The organism is Streptomyces sp. 351MFTsu5.1 (assembly GCF_000383655.1).
Taxonomy (GTDB): Bacteria; Actinomycetota; Actinomycetes; order Streptomycetales; family Streptomycetaceae; genus Streptomyces; species Streptomyces griseorubiginosus.
This window is the reverse complement of record NZ_KB911803.1, coordinates 20,979-40,491: the sequence shown is the minus strand read 5'-3', so window position 1 is coordinate 40,491 and position 19,513 is coordinate 20,979. Positions and strand designations below refer to the sequence as shown.

The 19,513-nt window shown below is 71.1% G+C and carries 18 protein-coding genes; 9 read left to right on the top strand and 9 right to left on the bottom strand.

All coding sequences use genetic code 11. The features are described from left to right. Positions 1–17: 17 nt before the first annotated feature. Both H295_RS0140435 and H295_RS0140430 read right to left on the bottom strand, forming a co-directional pair. The gene (locus tag H295_RS0140435) at positions 18–1,355 is read right to left on the bottom strand and encodes a hypothetical protein (protein ID WP_199788683.1); all 1,338 of its coding nucleotides are present in this window, start codon (positions 1,353–1,355) and stop codon (positions 18–20) included. A gap of 110 nt (positions 1,356–1,465) precedes the next feature. Then, complete coding sequence (locus H295_RS0140430; RefSeq protein WP_020141062.1) at positions 1,466–2,593, bottom strand: alpha/beta hydrolase; 1,128 nt, start codon at positions 2,591–2,593, stop codon at positions 1,466–1,468. 174 nt (positions 2,594–2,767) lie between these two features. Here H295_RS0140430 and H295_RS0140425 point away from each other — a divergent pair, with 174 nt between their 5' ends. From H295_RS0140425 to H295_RS0140400, 6 genes are all read left to right on the top strand, one after another. Beyond that, positions 2,768–4,579 carry a phosphatidylglycerol lysyltransferase domain-containing protein gene (locus H295_RS0140425; RefSeq protein WP_020141061.1) on the top strand — a complete coding sequence of 604 codons (1,812 nt, stop codon included), beginning with the start codon at positions 2,768–2,770 and terminating at the stop codon, positions 4,577–4,579. A 111-nt stretch (positions 4,580–4,690) separates the two neighbouring features. Beyond that, positions 4,691–5,596, top strand: coding sequence for a dihydropteroate synthase (gene folP, locus H295_RS0140420; protein WP_020141060.1), 906 nt, complete (start codon positions 4,691–4,693; stop codon positions 5,594–5,596). Next, a complete protein-coding gene (locus H295_RS0140415) occupies positions 5,593–6,096 on the top strand; it encodes a nuclear transport factor 2 family protein (protein WP_020141059.1) in 504 nt (167 codons plus the stop codon). Before folP ends, H295_RS0140415 begins: the two co-directional genes overlap by 4 nt. A gap of 237 nt (positions 6,097–6,333) precedes the next feature. Beyond that, entirely contained in the window at positions 6,334–6,693 is a 360-nt protein-coding gene (gene folB, locus H295_RS0140410) for a dihydroneopterin aldolase (protein ID WP_020141058.1), read from the top strand. Next, on the top strand, positions 6,690–7,301 hold the full coding sequence (gene folK / locus H295_RS0140405; protein WP_020141057.1) for a 2-amino-4-hydroxy-6-hydroxymethyldihydropteridine diphosphokinase: 612 nt from the start codon (positions 6,690–6,692) through the stop codon (positions 7,299–7,301). Before folB ends, folK begins: the two co-directional genes overlap by 4 nt. Before the next feature lie 57 nt (positions 7,302–7,358). Next, positions 7,359–7,844 carry a DUF3180 domain-containing protein gene (locus H295_RS0140400; protein ID WP_020141056.1) on the top strand — a complete coding sequence of 162 codons (486 nt, stop codon included), beginning with the start codon at positions 7,359–7,361 and terminating at the stop codon, positions 7,842–7,844. A gap of 40 nt (positions 7,845–7,884) precedes the next feature. Here H295_RS0140400 and folE read toward each other — a convergent pair whose 3' ends face one another. The 6 genes from folE to dacB all read right to left on the bottom strand — a co-directional run bounded on the left by folE (position 7,885) and on the right by dacB (position 15,736). Next, a complete protein-coding gene (gene folE / locus H295_RS0140395; protein WP_020141055.1) occupies positions 7,885–8,490 on the bottom strand; it encodes a GTP cyclohydrolase I FolE in 606 nt (201 codons plus the stop codon). A 111-nt stretch (positions 8,491–8,601) separates the two neighbouring features. Continuing rightward, complete coding sequence (gene ftsH / locus H295_RS0140390) at positions 8,602–10,635, bottom strand: ATP-dependent zinc metalloprotease FtsH (RefSeq protein WP_020141054.1); 2,034 nt, start codon at positions 10,633–10,635, stop codon at positions 8,602–8,604. 194 nt (positions 10,636–10,829) lie between these two features. Continuing rightward, positions 10,830–11,390, bottom strand: coding sequence for a hypoxanthine phosphoribosyltransferase (gene hpt / locus H295_RS0140385; RefSeq protein WP_020122574.1), 561 nt, complete (start codon positions 11,388–11,390; stop codon positions 10,830–10,832). A 54-nt stretch (positions 11,391–11,444) separates the two neighbouring features. Beyond that, positions 11,445–12,482: a tRNA lysidine(34) synthetase TilS gene (gene tilS, locus H295_RS0140380; protein ID WP_020141053.1), complete on the bottom strand. Its 1,038-nt coding sequence runs from the start codon at positions 12,480–12,482 to the stop codon at positions 11,445–11,447. Between the two features lie 192 nt (positions 12,483–12,674). Next, positions 12,675–13,802, bottom strand: a complete 1,128-nt coding sequence (locus H295_RS0140375; protein WP_020141052.1) for a zinc-dependent metalloprotease — start codon at positions 13,800–13,802, stop codon at positions 12,675–12,677. A gap of 293 nt (positions 13,803–14,095) precedes the next feature. Then, complete coding sequence (gene dacB, locus H295_RS0140370; protein WP_199788682.1) at positions 14,096–15,736, bottom strand: D-alanyl-D-alanine carboxypeptidase/D-alanyl-D-alanine-endopeptidase; 1,641 nt, start codon at positions 15,734–15,736, stop codon at positions 14,096–14,098. A gap of 79 nt (positions 15,737–15,815) precedes the next feature. On the opposite strand from dacB, the gene H295_RS0140365 reads away from it, so the two are divergent. Continuing rightward, positions 15,816–16,307 (top strand): inorganic diphosphatase, encoded by a 492-nt coding sequence (locus H295_RS0140365; RefSeq protein ID WP_007383738.1) that lies wholly within the window; start codon positions 15,816–15,818, stop codon positions 16,305–16,307. A gap of 101 nt (positions 16,308–16,408) precedes the next feature. After that, positions 16,409–18,076: a threonine/serine ThrE exporter family protein gene (locus tag H295_RS0140360; protein ID WP_020141050.1), complete on the top strand. Its 1,668-nt coding sequence runs from the start codon at positions 16,409–16,411 to the stop codon at positions 18,074–18,076. An 8-nt stretch (positions 18,077–18,084) separates the two neighbouring features. On the opposite strand, the gene H295_RS0140355 is transcribed toward H295_RS0140360, so the two are convergent. After that, the gene (locus H295_RS0140355) at positions 18,085–19,002 is read right to left on the bottom strand and encodes a DedA family protein (protein WP_020141049.1); all 918 of its coding nucleotides are present in this window, start codon (positions 19,000–19,002) and stop codon (positions 18,085–18,087) included. Between the two features lie 130 nt (positions 19,003–19,132). On the opposite strand from H295_RS0140355, the gene H295_RS0140350 reads away from it, so the two are divergent. After that, the gene (locus H295_RS0140350) at positions 19,133–19,498 is read left to right on the top strand and encodes a YbjQ family protein (protein ID WP_028810195.1); all 366 of its coding nucleotides are present in this window, start codon (positions 19,133–19,135) and stop codon (positions 19,496–19,498) included. Positions 19,499–19,513 lie beyond the last annotated feature (15 nt).

The window sequence follows — 19,513 nt, the reverse complement described above, 5'->3', positions numbered from 1 at the left end:
ACACACCTGTGCGACCGTCAGGAGACCGCGCTGCGCAGTCCCTTGAGGTTGATCTGTTCCGTCTCGTCGTGGGCGGTCAGGTCGATGACCTGGCCGATGCCCCGGGACTCCTCGTCGGCCGGCTTGAACTCCGCCTCCGACTCGGCCTTGTGCAGCGCGAGCGCCTCCTGGCCGACGACATCGGCGAGGTCCTCGTTCTGCACGGCCTCCAGGGCCTCGCTGGAGGCGCCCTTCGTGCCGAAGAAGTCGAACCCGCCCTCGACCCGCGGGCGTCGCTCGGGAGCCGTGGGCACGACGGCGACCGCGGTCGGCGCGATGAAGTGCCCGGCGGGCCGCTGCGGCGGCTGGGCCGCTCTGGCCGGGGTGGTGGCGGCCGCGTGCTCATGCCCGTCGACCGCCTCGGGCTTCCCCCGCGCCTCGTCCTCCTGCGCGGCCTCCGCCTCGGTGCCGGCGGTGTCCGCCGGGCGCGCGGTGGCCTTCACGGGCTCGGACTCGGCAGGGGAGTTCTTCGGCTCGGCCGCCGGGGGGTGCTTCGCCTCGCCCTTGGAGCCTGCCTTGCCGTCGGTTTCGGTGCCGACCTGAGCCTGTGTCTCGGCCTTGGTCCCGGTGCCGACCGCCGCTTCGGTCTCGGCGTCCGCCTCGGTCTCAGCCCCCGTCCCGGCGTCCGCCTCCGCGTCCGCCCCGGGCTCCCCGTCCCCGTCGCCGCCCTCATGGAGCCGCTTCAGCGCCGCGTTCGCCCGCAGCCACAGCCGCGACCCTTCGGGCGAGAAGACCGCGGGCCGCTCCGGCTTCTCGTCCGCCGTCCCGGATGCCTCCGCGTCCGTGGCCCCCGCCGCCTCGGTCCCGGCTTCGGCGTCCGCCTCGTCCACCCCGTCCGCCGAAGTCAGCTCACGCTCCGGCGCGGCCTCTATCTCCAGCAGCCGGCGGCCCTCAAGGGCGCTCGCCCGCTCGGTCTCCGCCGTGGCGTACCGCCGCAGCAGTGCCGCGTGTTCGTTGCGCAGCCCGGCCAGTTCCGCGCGCTTGGCCCGCAGTCGCTGCTCCAGCTTGGTGCGCAGCTCGCGCGACTCCTCGAGGTCGGTCTCGAGTTCGGCGACCCGCTCCTCGTGCCGCCACTCCTCGCTCGCCCGCGCGCGCGTGAGGTCGGCGACCTGCTTGCCCGCCTGCGCGTCCCAACGGCGCATCACGGCCGCCCCCACGATCGCGACCGCCGCGGCGAACGCGGCTATCACGCGGAGCACGGCCTGCTGGGAGAACAGCCAGGGGCCGAAGGCGCAGAGGAGGGAGACGCCTGCGATTGCCGACGGAGGCAGCAGCCTGTGCAGAGGCGGGGAATGGCGATGACGTCCACGTGGCATGGCCAGAAACTTACCGCGAGTAGGCGAAGCATGGTGCCCCGCCCCGTAAAAACGCAGCCATCCCGCGACCTTCGCACGACATCAGGAATCAGAGGAGTCGCGAATTCGGCTCATCGATCACTGAGTCGGCCACTGATCCACTCCAAGGTCGCCGGGATCTCCCGCCGCCAGGTGTTGAAGTTGTGCCCGCCGCTTTCGAGGATGATCGACGACATCTGTGTCGTTCCCTTCGCCTTCACCCGCGCTATGAACTTCAACGTGTCCTTGTAGTTCGACTCGCCCTCTTTGCTGCTGCTGACGAGCAGTGAGGTGGCGGGGGCGGGCAGGTGCTTGAGGCACCACCACAGGTTCGCGCGGTCGCGCAGCGCCTTGACGCCCTGGAAGAGGTCGCCCGTGGTGGGGTCGGTCGGCGCCTTGTAGTACGGGGACAGGCCCGCCCCCGCCGCGTAGACCCCGGGGTGGTGCATGGCTAGCTTCAGCGCGCAGTAGCCGCCCGTGGAGTCCCCGACGATCCCCCAGCTCCGCGGCCCCTTGGCCACCCTGTAATGCTCCGCCACCGCGCGCGGCAGGTCCTCGGCGAAGAAGGACTCGGTCTGCGGGCCGCCGGGGATGTCCACGCACTCGGTGTCGCGCGGCGGCGCCACCGTCGGCCGCAGCATCACCAGGATCATCGGCCGCATACGCCCGTCCTTGACGAGTTCCTGAGCCGTGCGCGGATAGTGGAGCTTGTCCACCAGAGCCCTCGCGGTGCCCGGATAACCGGTGAGGACCACGGCCGCGGGGAAGCTGCGGGCGCGATAGCGCTCCTGGAAATACTCCGGCGGCAGATAGACGTACGCCGGTGAGGCGATGTGCGTGCTGCGGCCCACTATGTCGACCTTCTGGACCTGCCCGACCGACGACGGCCGAAAGCCGACCCTCCCGGGCACCGACCCGATCTCGGTCACCCGCAAGGGAGCACCCGACCGGTCGCCCGAGGTGTGGTCGACGACCACCCCCTGGTCGGTCTCCCGGCCGAACAGGTCGGCCCAGGACGCGTAGAACCCGAAACTCTGGTTGACGAGGAGCCCCACCGACGCGAAGAGCGAGAGCTGCACCGCCAGCAGCAGCCCCACACGGCCGCTGACGGAACGCCAGCCCCGGCGGGCCAGCCGTGGCCAGAGCCACACCGTGCCGGCGAACAGCACCATGGCGGCCAGGACCGCCAGCACCAGCGTGTTGTTGCTCGTGAGACCCATTGCTTGCTTTCGCTTTCCTCGGCCTTTGAAACGGCTTTGAGGAGATGAGTGAACCTCTCCTCACGAGACACCGTCCTAGAGGGCGCAATGTCGCCGGATGCCCGAATCAGGGCTCCGGATCCAAAGTCACTCGCAGAACCACGGGATGCGATGTCTGTCAGGACAGATGAGGAAATGTCGGGCGGGGTTCCGATCCGATCAACACGGCTGCGGCGTGCACTGCACGGACCGCGCCCCGAGGCCGTCCCCGTCCTCGTCGCCAGAGCCTGCGCTCTCGTAGGACTTCTGGACATCGCCGCCGGCGTCTTCCCACGCTTCCGGCACAGCCGTATGCACACCCTGGCCGAGGTGCTGCCCGGCGCGCTCGGCCCGTTCGCGGCCGCGCTCTCGCTCAGCACCGGCGTGCTGTTGCTGCTGCTCGCCCACGGCCTCAGGCGCCGCAAGCGCCGGGCCTGGCGGGCGGCGGTGGCCCTGCTGCCGGCGGGCGCGCTGGCGCAGTTCACCTACCGCCACTCGCTGCTCGGCACGGTCATCTCGCTCGCCCTGCTCGCACCGCTGCTGCGCCACCGCGACCAGTTCAAGGCGCTGCCGGACCCGCGCAGCCGGTGGCGCGCGCTCGCCAACTTCGTCCTCATGGGCGCCGGTTCGCTGGTCCTGGGCCTGGTCATCGTCAGCGTCCACCCGAACCGCATGGTGGGCGACCCGAGCCTGGCCGACCGTCTCACCCACGTCCTGTACGGCCTGTTCGGCTTCGAGGGCCCGGTCGACTACCAGGGCGACACCTCCTGGACGGTCGGCGTCTCCCTGGGCGCACTCGGCCTGCTGACGGCCATCACGACGATCTACCTCGCCTTCCGCCCCGAGCACCCCGCCGCCCGCCTCACCGAGGAGGACGAGTCCCGCCTCAGGGCCCTGCTCGCCAAGCACGGCGGCCGTGACTCCCTCGGGCACTTCGCGCTGCGCCACGACAAGGCCGTCGTCTTCTCCCCCAGCGGCAAGGCGGCCGTCACCTACCGCGTCGTCTCCGGCGTGATGCTCGCCAGCGGCGACCCGATCGGCGACGTCGAGGCCTGGCCGGGCGCCATCGAACGCTTCATGGACGAGGCACAGGCCCACTCCTGGACGCCCGCCGTCATGGGCTGCTCGGAGACCGGCGGTGAGGTGTGGACCCGCGAGACCGGCCTGGACGCCCTCGAACTGGGCGACGAGGCGGTGGTGGACGTCGCGGATTTCTCGCTCGCCGGCCGCGCGATGCGCAACGTGCGCCAGATGGTCAAGCGCATCGAGCGCGCCGGTTACGAGACCCGGGTCCGGCGCGTCCGTGACCTCGGGGAGACCGAACTCCAGCGGATCCGGCAGGCCGCCGACGACTGGCGCGGCACCGACACCGAGCGCGGCTTCTCGATGGCGCTCGGCCGCATCGGCGACCTCGCCGACGGCGACTGCCTCATCGCCACCGCCCACAAGGCCGACGACCAGCCCGGTCCCTACGGCGACCTCAAGGCGATCCTCCACTTCGTGCCCTGGGGCACCGACGGCGCCTCCCTGGACCTGATGCGACGGGACCGCTCGGCCGACCCCGGCATGAACGAACTGCTCATCGTCGCCGCCCTCCAGGCGGCCCCGAAGTTCGGCATCACGCGCGTGTCGCTGAACTTCGCCATGTTCCGCTCGGCCCTCGCCCGCGGCGAGAAGATCGGCGCGGGCCCGGTCCTGCGCGCCTGGCGCGGCCTGCTGGTCTTCCTGTCCCGCTGGTTCCAGATCGAGTCCCTCTACAAGTTCAACGCGAAGTTCCAGCCCCGCTGGGAGCCCCGCTTCGTCGTCTACCGGGCCTCCGGTGACCTTCCGCGCATCGGCTTCGCCGCCATGCAGGCGGAGGGCTTCGTCAACCTGGCCCTGCCGCTGCCGCGCTTCCTGCGCCGCCGCTCGAGCGCCGCACGCGTGTGTGCGCACGCGGTCGCGGAGCGGGACGTACGAGCGGCCTGACCGCGCGCTCCGGGACCGGCCCGGACGGAAGCCCCGCCCCTCCTCACGCCCCGGGGGCCTCCGTCCGGGCCACGCACTCCCACCGCCCCACGCGGGGCCTAGGCTGAACGTATGAGCAAGCAGAGCGGACGCGGGCGCGTCGCCGGCCTTCCGGAATGGGACCGCTGCGCGGTCATGGGGGTCGTGAACGTCACCCCCGACTCCTTCTCCGACGGCGGCCGCTGGTTCGACACGACGGCCGCCGTCAAGCACGGCCTCACCCTCGTCGCCGAGGGCGCCGACCTCGTGGACGTCGGCGGCGAGTCCACCCGCCCCGGCGCCACCCGTGTCGACGAGGCCGAGGAGCTCCGGAGGGTCGTCCCCGTCGTCCGCGGCCTCGCCGCCGAAGGCGTCACCGTCTCCGTGGACACCATGCGCGCCCGGGTCGCCGAGGAAGCCCTCGGCGCGGGCGCGGCCCTCGTCAACGACGTCAGCGGCGGCCTCGCCGACCCCGCGATGATCCCGGTCGTCGCCGCCGCGGGCGCCCCCTTCGTCGTCATGCACTGGCGCGGCTTCCTGGAGGGCGGCAACGTCAGGGGCGTCTACGCCGACGTGGTCGCCGAGGTCGTCGACGAACTCCACGCGCGCGTGGACGCCGTCCTCAGCGGCGGCATCTCCCCCGACCGCGTCGTCGTCGACCCGGGCCTCGGCTTCTCCAAGGACGCCGAGCACGACCTGGTCCTGCTCTCCCACCTCGACCGCCTCCTCGGCCTCGGCCACCCCCTCCTCGTCGCCGCCTCCCGCAAGCGCTTCCTGGGCCGTGTCCTCGCCGGCCCCGAGGGCGCCCCGCCCCCCGCCCGCGAACGCGACGCCGCCACGGCGGCGGTCTCCGCCCTCGCGGCGCACGCCGGCGCGTGGGCCGTGCGCGTGCACGAAGTCCGCGCGACGGCGGACGCGGTACGGGTCGCCCGCGCCGTGGAAGGAGCGCGCACCGAGAGCGCGCGCACCGCGGACACCAGCGCGGAAGGAACCCGGTGAGCGCTCCCCACACCGACGTGGAACAGGTGGAGGCCGCCAACACGGCCTTCTACGAGGCACTGGAACGCGGCGACTTCGAAGTGGTCTCCTCGCTCTGGCTCACCCCCGCCGACCTCGGCGTCGACGAGGAGTACCACGACCCGGCCGACACCGGCGTGGTCTCGTGCGTGCACCCCGGCTGGCCCGTGCTGACCGGCCGCGGCGAGGTCCTCAGGTCGTATGCGCTGATCATGGCGAACACCGACTACATCCAGTTCTTCCTCACCGACGTGCACGTCTCCGTCACCGGCGACACCGCTCTGGTGACCTGCACCGAGAACATCCTCAGCGGCGGCCCCGCACCCGAGGGCGGCGAGGAACTCGGACCGCTCGTCGGCCAGCTGGTCGTCGCCACCAACGTGTTCCGCCGCACCCCCGACGGCTGGAAGATGTGGTCCCACCACGCCTCCCCGGTGCTGGCCGAGAACGACGAGGACGACGAGGACGAGACTCCCTCGTAGCCCGTCAGGACCAAGAAGTGGTTGGAATCACGAACCCCTGGGTAGGGGCGGCTACCAACCCGTGAGCCGCCGGGTTCGCCGGGGAAAACACCCGGTGAAACCCCCTGGAACCCGGTACCGGCCCGAGCCCGCACGGCCCGGCGCTGTCAGTGCCCGCGGGTAGATTCGTCCGAGGCCGGTGTGCCGCCCGCACCCGGCACGGACCGGCCGTACCGACGACTTGCAGGAGTGATTCGCGTGGATCGTGTCGCGCTGCGCGGCCTCAAGGCCCGCGGGCACCACGGGGTGTTCCCCAAGGAGCGCGAGGAGGGCCAGACCTTCATCGTGGACCTCGTCCTCGGACTGGACACCCGCCCGGCCGCCGCCGACGACGACCTGACGAAGACCGTGCACTACGGCATCGTGGCGGAGGAGGTCGTGGCCGTCGTGGAAGGCGAGCCCGTCAACCTCATCGAGACCCTCGCCGAGCGCATCGCCCAGGCCTGTCTGAAGCACCAGGGGGTAGAGGAGGTCGAGGTCAGGGTCCACAAACCCGACGCACCGATCACCGTCCCCTTCGACGACGTGACCGTCACCATCACCCGGAGCCGAGTATGACCGCGTCCTTCGCCGCGGGTCCGAGCGACCCGACCGTACAGCCGGTGCCCGCAGCGGTCGTGCAGCAGGTGGACGCCGCCGACACCACCCTGCACAACCCCAAGCGCGCCGTGATCTCCCTCGGTTCCAACCTCGGCAACCGCCTGGAGACCCTCCAGGGCGCCGTCGACGCGCTGGAGGACACCCCCGGCGTGCGGGTGAAGTCGGTCTCCCCCGTCTACGAGACCGAGCCCTGGGGTGTGGCCGCCGACAGCCAGCCGTCGTACTTCAACGCGGTCGTCGTCCTCAAGACCACCCTCCCCCCGGCCTCCCTGCTGGAGCGGGCCCACGCGGTCGAGGAGGCCTTCAACCGGGTCCGCGACGAGCGCTGGGGCCCGCGCACCCTCGATGTCGACATCGTCGCCTACGCGGACGTGGTCTCCGACGACCCGGTCCTCACCCTGCCGCACCCCCGCGCCCATGAGCGCGCCTTCGTCCTCGCCCCCTGGCACGACGTGGAGCCCGAGGCCCAGCTGCCCGGCCGCGGCCCGGTCGCGACCCTGCTCGGCACCGTCACCCGGGACGGCGTGGAAGCCCGCAAGGACCTGGAACTCCGGCTGCCCGAATAGCCGTTAAGGTCAAGACGGCCACACTTCGTGGGACGACGGGGGAGCTGAAGGAACACTGTGAAAGAGCTGCGCATCAGGCTGCTGGCCGGCGTCTTCGTCGTCGCCGGGGTCCTGTCCTGGGCGGGCGCCCGCCTGTGGAACTCGGTCGGCACCCTGCCCAGCGTCCCGCTGGCCGCGCCCGTCGTGCTGGCCCTGATCGCCGTGGTCCTGGTGGCCACGGCCCTGTCCATCCGGGCCCGCCTGAAGGCCCAGCGCGAGCGGGCCCCGGAGGCCAAGGGCGTCGACCCCCTGATGGCGGCCCGCGCGGTCGTCTTCGGCCAGGCCAGCGCCCTGGTGGCCGCCCTCGTCTCCGGCATGTACGGCGGCACCGGCGTCTTCCTCCTGGAGTCCCTCGACATCCCCGCCCGCCGCGACCAGGCCATCTACGCCGGCTTCTCGGTCCTCGCCGGCATCGCGGTCATAGCGGCCGCCCTGTTCCTGGAACGTGTCTGCAAGCTCCCCGAGGACGACGACCGCAACACGGGGGCTCCGTCGGCGGCGTGAGGCCCGCCGCCGAGCACGGGCAACGGGATCAGCGGAGGGATCAGCGCGCCATGATGAGGCTCATCGCCTCGTTGCGCGTCGCCGCGTCCCGCAGCTGGCCCCGCACGGCCGAGGTGAGCGTCTTGGCGCCGGGCTTGCGGATGCCCCGCATCGACATGCACATGTGCTCGCACTCCACGACGACGATGACCCCGCGCGGCTCCAGGATCTCCATCAGCGAGTCGGCTATCTGTGTGGTGAGTCGTTCCTGCACCTGCGGCCGGCGGGCGTAGACGTCCACCAGACGGGCCAGCTTCGACAGCCCGGTGATCTTTCCCGAGGTGGACGGGATGTACCCGACGTGAGCCACCCCCCGGAACGGGACCAGATGATGCTCACAGGTCGAGTACACCTCGATGTCCTTCACGAGCACCATCTCGTCGTGCCCCAGGTCGAACGTCGTGGTCAGCACGTCCTCGGGCTCCTGCCACAGTCCCGCGAAGATCTCCTTGTACGCCCGGGCCACCCGCCCCGGAGTCTCCCTGAGGCCCTCGCGGTCCGGGTTCTCGCCGACCGCGATCAGGAGTTCGCGGACGGCGTTCTCGGCGCGCTTCTCGTCGAACTCGCCGATGGGGCCCTCGCCGTCCAGCGTCACGGGGTCGGTCATCTGGTGCCTCGTTCCTAGAAGTCCCTCACGGCCGAAAAAAGCCGTGCCCCCCAGGCTAAAACCTGGGGGGCACGGCATCCATTCCGGGCCCGTGGGGCCGCCGGGCGAGCGTCAGCTCTCCGGGCGGTCCTCGGGTACGGCCTCCGTGGCCGGCTCCGACGCGGTGGCCTTGGCGGTGCTGATCGCCGGGGTCGCGCCGTTGGCGCCGTTCGTCAGTGCGAGCTCCTTGGGGGAGAGCACCGGCGGACGGGTGGAGGGGGTGCGCCGGGAGGAACCGGTCCAGGCCGGTCGCGCCGGGCGCTTGACGATGGCGGAGAAGATCTCGGCGATCTCCTCCTTGCCGAGCGTCTCCTTCTCGAGGAGCTGAAGCACCAGGTTGTCGAGGACGTCGCGGTTCTCGACCAGGATCTCCCAGGCCTCGTTGTGCGCGTTCTCGATGAGCTTCTTGACCTCTTCGTCCACCAGCGCGGCGACCTCTTCCGAGTAGTCGCGCTGGTGAGCCATCTCACGTCCGAGGAACGGCTCGGTGTTGTCGCCGCCGAACTTGATGGCGCCCAGGCGCTCGGTCATGCCGTACTGGGTGACCATCGCGCGGGCCGTGGCGGTGGCCTTCTCGATGTCGTTCGCGGCGCCGGTGGTCGGGTCGTGGAAGACCAGTTCCTCGGCGGCGCGCCCGCCCAGCATGTAGGCGAGCTGGTCGAGCATCTCGTTGCGCGTGGTCGAGTACTTGTCCTCGTCCGGCAGGACCATCGTGTAGCCCAGAGCACGGCCCCGCGAGAGGATCGTGATCTTGTGGACCGGGTCGGAGTTGGGGGAGGCCGCCGCGACCAGGGCGTGTCCGCCCTCGTGGTACGCGGTGATCTTCTTCTCCTTGTCCGACATGATCCGGGTCCGCTTCTGCGGTCCCGCCACGACGCGGTCGATGGCCTCGTCGAGCATGTGGTTGTCGATCAGCTTGCGGTCCGAGCGGGCGGTCAGGAGCGCCGCCTCGTTCAGCACGTTGGACAGATCGGCACCCGTGAAGCCCGGCGTACGGCGGGCGACGGCCGCGAGGTCGACGTCCGGGGCGACCGGCTTGCCCTTCTGGTGGACCTTGAGGATCTCCAGACGGCCCTGCATGTCCGGGCGGTCGACCGCGATCTGGCGGTCGAAGCGGCCGGGGCGCAGGAGGGCCGGGTCGAGGATGTCGGGCCGGTTCGTCGCGGCGATGAGGATCACGCCGCCCTTGACGTCGAAGCCGTCCATCTCGACGAGCAGCTGGTTCAGCGTCTGCTCGCGCTCGTCGTGACCGCCGCCGAGGCCGGCGCCGCGGTGGCGGCCGACCGCGTCGATCTCGTCGACGAAGACGATCGCCGGGGCGTTCGCCTTGGCCTGCTCGAACAGGTCACGGACCCGGGAGGCACCGACACCGACGAACATCTCGACGAAGTCGGAACCGGAGATCGAGTAGAAGGGGACACCGGCCTCGCCCGCGACGGCGCGCGCGAGCAGGGTCTTGCCGGTGCCGGGGGGGCCGTACAGCAGTACGCCCTTGGGGATCTTGGCCCCGACCGCCTGGAACTTCGCGGGTTCCTGGAGGAACTCCTTGATCTCCTGGAGCTCCTCGACGGCCTCGTCCGAGCCGGCGACGTCCGAGAACGTCGTCTTAGGGGTGTCCTTGGTGATGAGCTTCGCCTTGGACTTCCCGAAGTTCATGACCCGGGAGCCGCCGCCCTGCATCTGGTTCATCAGGAACAGGAAGACGACCACGATGAGGACGAAGGGGAGCAGGGAGAGCAGGATCCCGACGAAGGCGTTCTGCTTCGTCGGCGAGACGGTGTAACCGTCGGGGATCTGCTTGTCCTGGTACTTGTTCTGCAGCACATTGGCGAGGTCGCGGCCCTGGTCGCCGATGTAGCTCGCCTGGATCTTCGAGCTGCCCTCGACCTTTTCGCCGTCCTTGAGCTCGACCTTGACGGTCTGCTCGTCGCCGGTGGTCAGTTTGGCCTGCTGGACCTTGTTGTCATTGATCGCCTGGACGACCTGGCCGGTGTCCACCGTCTTGTAGCCGCCGGACGAGCCGACGACCTGCATCAACACGACCACGGCAAGGACGGCCAGCACGATCCACATGACCGGCCCACGGAAGTATCGCTTCACGTCCATCCATACGGAGCGGTGCCGCCCCGTCCCTCCTGCCATAGTGAGTTTGATAAGACAGTTCTTCTGACGGTACCCCAGCATTGTGGGCCGAAGCCGCACTGGCGGGCTTCACGAGCCGTCTGCATGCTCCAACGGCGCGAGACCGGCTGGGGTTCCCGATAGTTCCCGATCGTCTCAGCTAGCTGGGGCCATCTGGCTCAGCCGCCGTAGACGTGGGGCGCGAGCGTACCGACGAACGGGAGGTTGCGGTACTTCTCGGCGTAGTCGAGACCGTAGCCGACGACGAACTCGTTGGGGATGTCGAAACCGACCCACTCGACGTCGATGGCGACCTTGGCGGCGTCCGGCTTGCGCAGCAGGGTGCACACCTTGAGCGACTCCGGCTCGCGGGAGCCGAGGTTGGACAGCAGCCAGGACAGTGTCAGGCCGGAGTCGATGATGTCCTCGACGATCAGGACGTGGCGGCCCTTGATGTCGGTGTCGAGGTCCTTGAGGATCCGCACCACGCCGGAGGACTGGGTGCCCGCGCCGTAGGAGGACACGGCCATCCAGTCCATGGTGACGGGGGTGGACAGCGCCCGGGCGAGGTCCGCCATGACCATCACCGCGCCCTTGAGGACGCCGACGATGAGCAGGTCCTTGCCCGCGTACTCAGCATCGATCTTCGCGGCGAGCTCCACGAGCTTCGCGTCGATCTCTTCCTTGGTGATGAGTACCTCTTTGAGGTCGGCACCCATGTCTTTCGCGTCCACCCGCATCACTTTCGGTCGTCCTACCGGCCGCCCACTCTCCCCCGGAGGGGAGCCAGGGATTCAGCCTTGCCGAATCACCAGTCTGCCACCCTGCCGCTGGGCGACGACCTTGCCGGGGAGATTGATGGCTCCCTGGCCGCGCCAGCCGGTGATCAGCCGGTCGATCTCCTCGATGTGGCGGGCGAACAGCGAGCCCGCCGGGGCGCCCGCCTCGATGGCCGCCTGGCGCAGGATGCGGCGGCGTACGGCGGGCGGGAGGGCGTAGAGCTTGGCGCACTCCAGGAGGCCGGCGGCGTCGCGTACGGAGGCCTCGGCCTGGCGGGCCCAGGTGTCGAGGGCGTCGGCGTCGTCGCGGGAGAGCTGGGCGGTGCGGGCGAGTGCCTCGACGACTCCTTTGCCGAGCGCCTTCTCCAGGGCGGGCAGGCCTTCGTGGCGCAGCCGGGAGCGGGTGTAGGCGGGGTCGGCGTTGTGCGGGTCGTCCCAGACGGGCAGGGACTGGACCATGCAGGCCTTGCGGGCGGTCTGCCGGTCGAGTTCCAGGAAGGGGCGGCGGTAGCGGCGGGCGGCGCCCGGGCCTCCGGTGACGGCGGCCATGCCGGACAGGGAGCGGATGCCGGAGCCGCGGGCGAGGCCGAGCAGGACGGTTTCGGCCTGGTCGTCGCGGGTGTGGCCGAGCAGGACGGCGGTGGCGCCGTGGTGTTCGGCGGCGGCGTCGAGGGCGGCGTAGCGGGCGTCGCGGGCGGCCGCTTCGGGCCCGCCTTCGCGGCCGACGCTGACGGCGGTGGACTCGACGGGGTCCAGGCCGAGTTCGCGCAGGCGCAGGACGACTTCCTCGGCGCGCAGGTCGGAGCCGGCCTGGAGGCCGTGGTCGACGGTGACGCCGCCGGCGCGGATGCCGAGTTTGGGGGCCTCGAAGGCGAGGGCGGAGGCGAGGGCCATGGAGTCGGCCCCGCCGGAGCAGGCCACGAGCACGAGCGGCGAGGGCTGGTGCGGGGGCCGCGCCGAGGGCTCGGCGGAGGTCTGGTGTTCGTTGAGGAGGTCGTGGAGGACGCGGCGGACCGCCAGGCGTATCGCCGCGACCGCAGGATGGGGACCCATGTCCGGTTCCCTTCATGAAGTTTTCGGGGGTGAGCCCGAGGTTCGGTCACTCAGAGTGTGTAGATGGTGACAGAACCGGGCCGTTCCCCGAGCATTGCACGCCTACCCATGGCTCACGGTCCCTCGGACGGGTGATTGAAGGGGCGTTCGCCTGCCGTCGGCCGGATTCCTCTCACGTCGTGAACACCCGGCTCACGACTCGGCTTTGCGGTGCACCCGCGCGACCCAGTCCGCCGGTTTGGCGATCTCCGCTTTGGTGGGGAGGGTGTTGGGGGAGGTCCACACGCGGTTGAAGCCGTCCATGCCGACCTGGTCGACGACGGCGCTGACGAAGCGTTCGCCGTCGCGGTACTGGCGGAGCTTGGCGTCCAGGCCGAGGAGTTTGCGCAGGGCCATGTCCAGGCGGGAGGCGCCCTTGGCCCGCCGTTGCTGGAACTTCTCGCGGATCTCGGCGACGCTCGGCACGACGGCGGGGCCGACGCCGTCCATGACGAAGTCGGCGTGGCCCTCCAGCAGGGACATCACGGCGGTGAGCCGGCCGAGGATCTCCCGCTGGGCGGGGGTCTGCACGATCTCCACGAGGGAGCGGCCGCCGTCCTCGTCCTCCTCGCCGTCCGGGCGTCCGCCGGCGAGGGTCTGGGCGGCCTCCCGGATGCGTTCCAGCACGGTCATGGGGTCGACCTCGGTCTCCCCCAGGAACGACTGGATCTCGCCCTCCAGGTGGTCACGCAGCCAGGGCACGGCGGTGAACTGGGTGCGGTGGGTCTCCTCGTGGAGGCAGACCCAGAGGCGGAAGTCGTGGGGCTGGACGTCGAGTTCGCGTTCGACGTGCACGATGTTCGGGGCGACGAGGAGGAGCCGGCCGCCGCCGTTCTCCCCCGCCGGGAGTTCGCGGGTGGCCGGGGCGAAGGTCTCGTACTGGCCGAGCACGCGGGACGACAGGAACGACAGCAGCATGCCGAGTTCGACGCCGGTCACCTTGCCGCCGACGGCGCCGAGCACCGCGCCGCCGGGGCTGTTGCCGCGGCGTTCCTGCATCTTCTCCAGGAGCGGCTTGAGGATCTCCCGGAACCCGGCGACGTTCGCCCGGACCCAGCCGGGACGGTCGACGACGAGCACGGGAGTGTCGTGGACGTCCTCGGTCGCCATCCGGGTGAAGCCGCGGACGTGCTCCTCCGAGGCCTTGGCGTGCCGGCGCAGTTCCGCGACGACGGCCCGGGCCTCGTCGCGGCTCACGTCGGGGCCCGGCCGCACGAGCCGGGTCGCGGTCGCCACCGCGAGATTCCAGTCGACCAACTCGGCACCACCGATGCTCGTCATGCGTCAACCGTACGTGAGCGCTCCCGCTTGGGGCAGGCCGCGCGAGCGGACAGGACGGGCGCAGGGCCGGGCACGTGGTCGGGAGGCGGGCAGGGCGACCGGTCGGGCGGTTCGTCGGCTGCGGGCCGGGCGCGTGGCCGGGCGGCGAGTTGGGCCGCGCATCGGGCACCGGGCCGGACGCGAGTCGGACCGCGAGTCGGACGCCTGGTCCGGCAACGAGTCGGGGCGCGAGTCGGACGCATGGTCCGGCAACGAGTTGGGCCGCGAGTCGAGCGCCGGCCCCGGGCGCCCGGTCAGCCGCAGCCGCAGGCGGCCAGCGCGGTGGCCGTGCGGTCCAGGGCGCTCTGCGCGGTCGCCGGGTCGGTGGTGCCAGAGGTCAGGAACGCGAAGGCGAACAGCCGTCCGTCCCGGTCGACGACCGTCCCGGCCAGCGTGTTGACCCCGGTGAGGGTGCCCGTCTTGGCCCGTACGACGCCTGCCGCGCCGTCGGTGTAACGGCTGGTCAGGGTGCCGGTGAAGCCGGCCACGGGAAGGCCCGTGAGAACCGGGCGCAGCTCCGGGTGGGCGGGGTCGCCGGCCTTCACCAGCAGGGCGGTCAGCAGGTTCGCGGTGAGCCGGTCGGCGCGGTCGAGTCCGCTGCCGTCGTGGAACCGGGCGCCGGCGAGCGGGAGTCCGAGCTTTTTCAGCCGGTCGTGGATCGCCTCGCCGCCGCCGTCGAAGTCGGCGCGCCGCTTCGCGGCCACGGCGGTCTGGCGGGCGAGGGCCTCGGCGATGTCGTTGTCGCTGTTGGTCAGCATGCGTTCGACGAGGGCGGACAGGGGCGGTGAGGAGACCTCGGCCAGGGTCTCGGCGCGGCCGGTGGCCTTGGAGGGGCCGGGGGCCGTGGTCTGGACGCCGCGGTCCGCGAGGAACCGGGCGAACGCACGGGTCGCGTCCGTCGCCGGGTCCGTCACGCGCGGGGCCGGGCCGCTGGTCGTGGAGTCGTTGCGGGCCTCGTCCGCCATCAGGGCGCTGACGGGGGCGAGGTTGTCGTTGACCCCGATCGGGTGGATCTCGGGACCGGCGTAGAGGGTCTTGTCGTAGGAGAGCGTGACCTTGCCGATGTGCCGCTTCTTGAGGGCGGCGGCGGTCTCGTCGGCCAGCTCGCGCAGGCTCGCCCAGCCTCCCCCGGTGTCCGGGCGGGCGGTGAGCGTGGGGTCGCCGCCGCCGACGAGGACGAGCTCCTTGGTGTCGGGTTCGAGGGCCGCGCGGGTGGTGAGGCGGTGGTCGGCGCCGAGGGCCGACAGGGCGGCGACGGCGGTGGCGATCTTCGTGGTGGAGGCGGGCGTCAGCGCGGTCCCGGCGCCCGCGCCGTAGAGCCGTCTGCCGCTGGCCACGTCCACGACGACGGCGGTGTGGCGGGCGCCGAGGGCCGGGTTGCCGAGGAGCGGCCCGAGGACGCCGGCGAGGGCTTTTCCGGTCGGCGCGGACTTCACGGTCACGCCCTGGGCGCCCAGGCCGACGAGGACGGACGGGGCGCTCGGGGCGGGACGCGGCCCGGCGGCGGCCGTACCGGTGTCGCCTTCGTGATCTGTGCCACCCGGTCGCTCCAGTGCGACCGCCCGGTCCCGCTCGGCCGTACGCTGACCCGAGGAGTCCCAGGGACCGGTTGCGGTCACCACGGTGGCGGCCAGCGCCAGACCGGCGCCGGCGGCACCCGCGGTGTACTGCCAGGTCTTGACGGTCTTCGGCCGGGAGAACCCGGCCAGCCGTGTGACCTGCGGTTTCACGACGGCGGCGGTGCGTGCGAGAGACGGCCGTACGGCGTCCGCGGCCCGGGTCAGTCCTGGGCGTACGGCGCCCGCGGCGCGTGCCAGACGCGGTCGTACGGCGTTCGCGACCCGCGCCACACGCGGTCTCGCGGTCCGCCAAGGCCTCAGTTCAGGCACGACCAACAGCCCCTTTCGCGATCACACACCTGCGTGAGGGACACTTAACCACCAGAACTATGTGTTGATCATGGAGGAGCCACCGGTGGAGTTCGACGTCACGATCGAGATCCCGAAGGGTTCGCGGAACAAGTACGAGGTGGACCACGAGACCGGTCGGATCCGCCTGGACCGTCGACTCTTCACCTCGACCGCCTACCCGACCGACTACGGCTTCGTCGAGAACACCCTCGGCGAGGACGGCGACCCGCTGGACGCGCTGGTCATTCTTGACGAGCCGACGTTCCCGGGCTGTCTCATCAAGTGCCGTGCGATCGGCATGTTCCGGATGACGGACGAGGCCGGCGGCGACGACAAGCTGCTGTGCGTCCCGGCGACGGACCCGCGTGTCGAGCACCTGCGCGACATCCACCACGTCTCCGAGTTCGACCGCCTGGAGATCCAGCACTTCTTCGAGGTCTACAAGGACCTGGAGCCCGGCAAGTCCGTCGAGGGCGCCGACTGGGTCGGCCGTGTCGACGCCGAGGCCGAGATCGAGCGGTCCTACAAGCGCTTCAAGGACCAGGGCGGCCACTGAGCCCTGCGCCACGGACGGGCCGCACGCGCACGCGTGCGGCCCGTTCGCGTGCCCGCGCATACTGAGGCCTACGGAATGTGTCGTTCAGGGAGCGTTACGGAGTGACGGAGGCGGAGTACCGCAAGCCGCAGTCGGACGAGGCCAGGAGTCTCTACGACTCCGAGATCACGTCCGAGTTCGCCCTTCCCGACGGGCTCGCGATGCCGAGAACCGCCGGCGGCGAGCCGGAGACGACCTCCGAGTTCGCGCTGCCCGAGGGGCTCGACGTCCCGCAGGCGCCGGCCGCGGAGCCGGAGGGGTCGGCGTTCAGCACGCCCCGCACCTACAGCGCGAAGGACGCGCCGCCCGCGTTCACCCCGCCGACCGGCATACCGGTGGTCAGCCTCACCAAGGACGTGCCCTGGCAGGACCGGATGCGCACGATGCTGCGGATGCCGGTCGCCGAGCGGCCCGCGCCGGAGCCGGCCGCCAAGTCGGAGGACGAGTCCGGTCCCGCCGTGCCGCGCGTGCTCGACCTGACCCTCAGGATCGGCGAGCTGCTGCTCGCCGGCGGTGAGGGCGCCGAGGACGTGGAGGCGGCGATGTTCGCCGTGTGCAGGTCCTTCGGCCTGGACCGCTGCGAGCCGAACGTCACCTTCACGCTGCTGTCGATCTCGTACCAGCCCTCGCTCGTGGACGACCCCGTGACGGCGTCCAGGACCGTGCGGCGGCGCGGCACCGACTACACCCGCCTCGCGGCCGTCTTCCGGCTCGTGGACGACCTCAGCGACCCCGAGGCGGCCATGACGCTGGAGGAGGCCTACCGGCGGCTCGCCGAGATCCGGCGCAACCGGCACCCGTATCCGACCTGGGTGCTCACCTCGGCGAGCGGGCTCCTTGCGGGTGCCGCCTCGGTGCTCGTCGGCGGTGACCTGGTGGTGTTCGTCGCGGCCATGCTGGGCGCGATGCTCGGCGACCGGCTGGCGTGGCTGTGCGCGGGGCGCGGGCTGCCGGAGTTCTACCAGTTCACGGTGGCCGCGATGCCGCCGGCCGCGATCGGGATCGCGCTGACCCTGGCCGACGTAGACGTGAAGGCGTCCGCGGTGATCACCGGTGGGCTGTTCGCGCTGCTGCCCGGGCGGGCGCTGGTGGCGGGCGTCCAGGACGGGCTGACCGGCTTCTACATCACCGCGTCGGCGCGTCTGCTGGAGGTCATGTACTTCTTCGTGGGCATCGTCGTGGGCGTACTGGTGATGCTCTACGTCGGGGTGCAGCTGGGGGCGCACCTGAACCCCGACGAGGCGCTGTCCACGGATCCGCGGCCGCTGTGGCAGACGGGCGCGTCGATGCTGCTGTCCCTGACCTTCGCCGTGCTGCTCCAGCAGGAACGTTCCACTGTCCTTGCGGTGACCCTGAACGGCGGCGTCGCCTGGTGTGTGTACGGCGCGATGCACTACACCGCCGATTTCTCCCCGGTCGCCTCCACGGCCGTCGCGGCGGGGCTCGTGGGGCTGTTCGGGCAGCTGCTGTCCCGGTTCCGCTTCGCCTCCGCGCTGCCGTACACGACCGCGGCGATCGGGCCGCTGCTGCCGGGTTCGGCGACGTACTTCGGGTTGCTGTCGATCGCTCAGAACCACGTCGACGAAGGGCTGGTGTCGCTGTCCAAGGCGGCGGCGCTCGCGATGGCGATCGCGATCGGGGTCAACCTGGGGTCGGAGGTCTCCCGGCTGTTCCTGCGGGTCGGCTCCGCGGGGAAGCGGAGGGCCGCGAAGCGGACGCGGGGGTTCTGACCCGGCTTTCAGTACCCCTGGTTGTAGGGATCCTGCTGGTTCTGCCCGCCGTACTGCTGCTGGTTGCCGTAGTTCTGCGGGTACTGCTGGGCGTACGGCTGCTGCGGCGGCTGCTGCTGGCCGTACGGCTGTTGCTGCTGCGGCTGCTGGCCGTAGTACTGGTCGTAGCCGTTGTGCTGCTGCTGCGGGGGCTGGGGCGGCTGCTGCTGGTCGTGGGAGGGAATGCGGCGGAGCTGGGTCGTCGCGTCGTCCATCTGGGGCTGGTACGGCTGCTGGGCGGGGGTCGTCGGGCCCTGGGCCGCCGCCCGCTTCTTCTTTCCGCGCTCGCGCAGGTACTCGATGAGGATCGGGACCACCGAGACCAGGACGATCAGGACGAGGATCGCCTCGACGTTCTTCTTGATGACGTCGATCTGGCCGAGCCAGTACCCGGCGAGGGTGACGCCCGTGCCCCAGGCCACGCCGCCGATGACGTTGTACGTCAGGAAGGTGCGGTACTTCATGCGGCCCGCGCCCGCCACGATAGGGGCGAAGGTGCGCACGATCGGGACGAAGCGGGCCAGCACGATGGCCTTGGGGCCGAACTTCTCCATGAACTCGTGGGCCTTGTCGAGGTTCTCCTGCTTGAAGAGCTTGGAGTTGGGGCGGCTGAAGAGCCTGGGCCCGAAGAACTTGCCGATCATGTAGCCGACCTGGTCGCCGAGGACGGCGGCACCCACGATGAGCGCGCAGACCAGCCACAGGGGCTGGCTGATGTACTGCCCCTGCGCCACGAACAGACCCGCCGTGAACAGCAGGGAGTCACCCGGCAGGAACGCGAACAGGCCCGACTCGGCGAAGACGATCAGCAGGATGCCGGGCAGGCTGAAGGTCTGGATCAGATAATCGGGACTGATCCACTCGGGGCCGAGCGCGAGCGTGGTCACGGGATTGTGGCTCCTGCTGGTGGGGCGGGCGGGGCTGGCTGCCCAAACGTATCAACGCAGCCGTGGTGACCCAGGTTCCATGGGGCACCCCAGGATGCACTGTGGGCCGTCCGGGACAAAGCTGTGAGCCATGGGAATTGACGAATACGGCGGCGGCCAGGGGCCCCAGCCCGAAGTGCTCGTGGTGACCACCAACGACGTGCCCGGCCACCGGGTCCAGGAGGTGCTGGGCGAGGTGTTCGGGCTGACCGTGCGGTCCCGGCACCTCGGCAGCCAGATCGGCGCGGGGCTCAAGTCGATGATCGGCGGTGAGCTCAGGGGGCTCACGAAGACGCTGGTGCAGACCCGCAACCAGGCGATGGAACGGCTCGTGGAGCAGGCACGCGCGCGTGGCGCGAACGCGGTGCTCGCCTTCCGGTTCGACGTCACGGAGGCGGCGGACGTGGGGACGGAGGTGTGCGCCTACGGCACGGCGGTGATCCTGGCCCGGGAGTAGCCCCGGGCCAGGGCC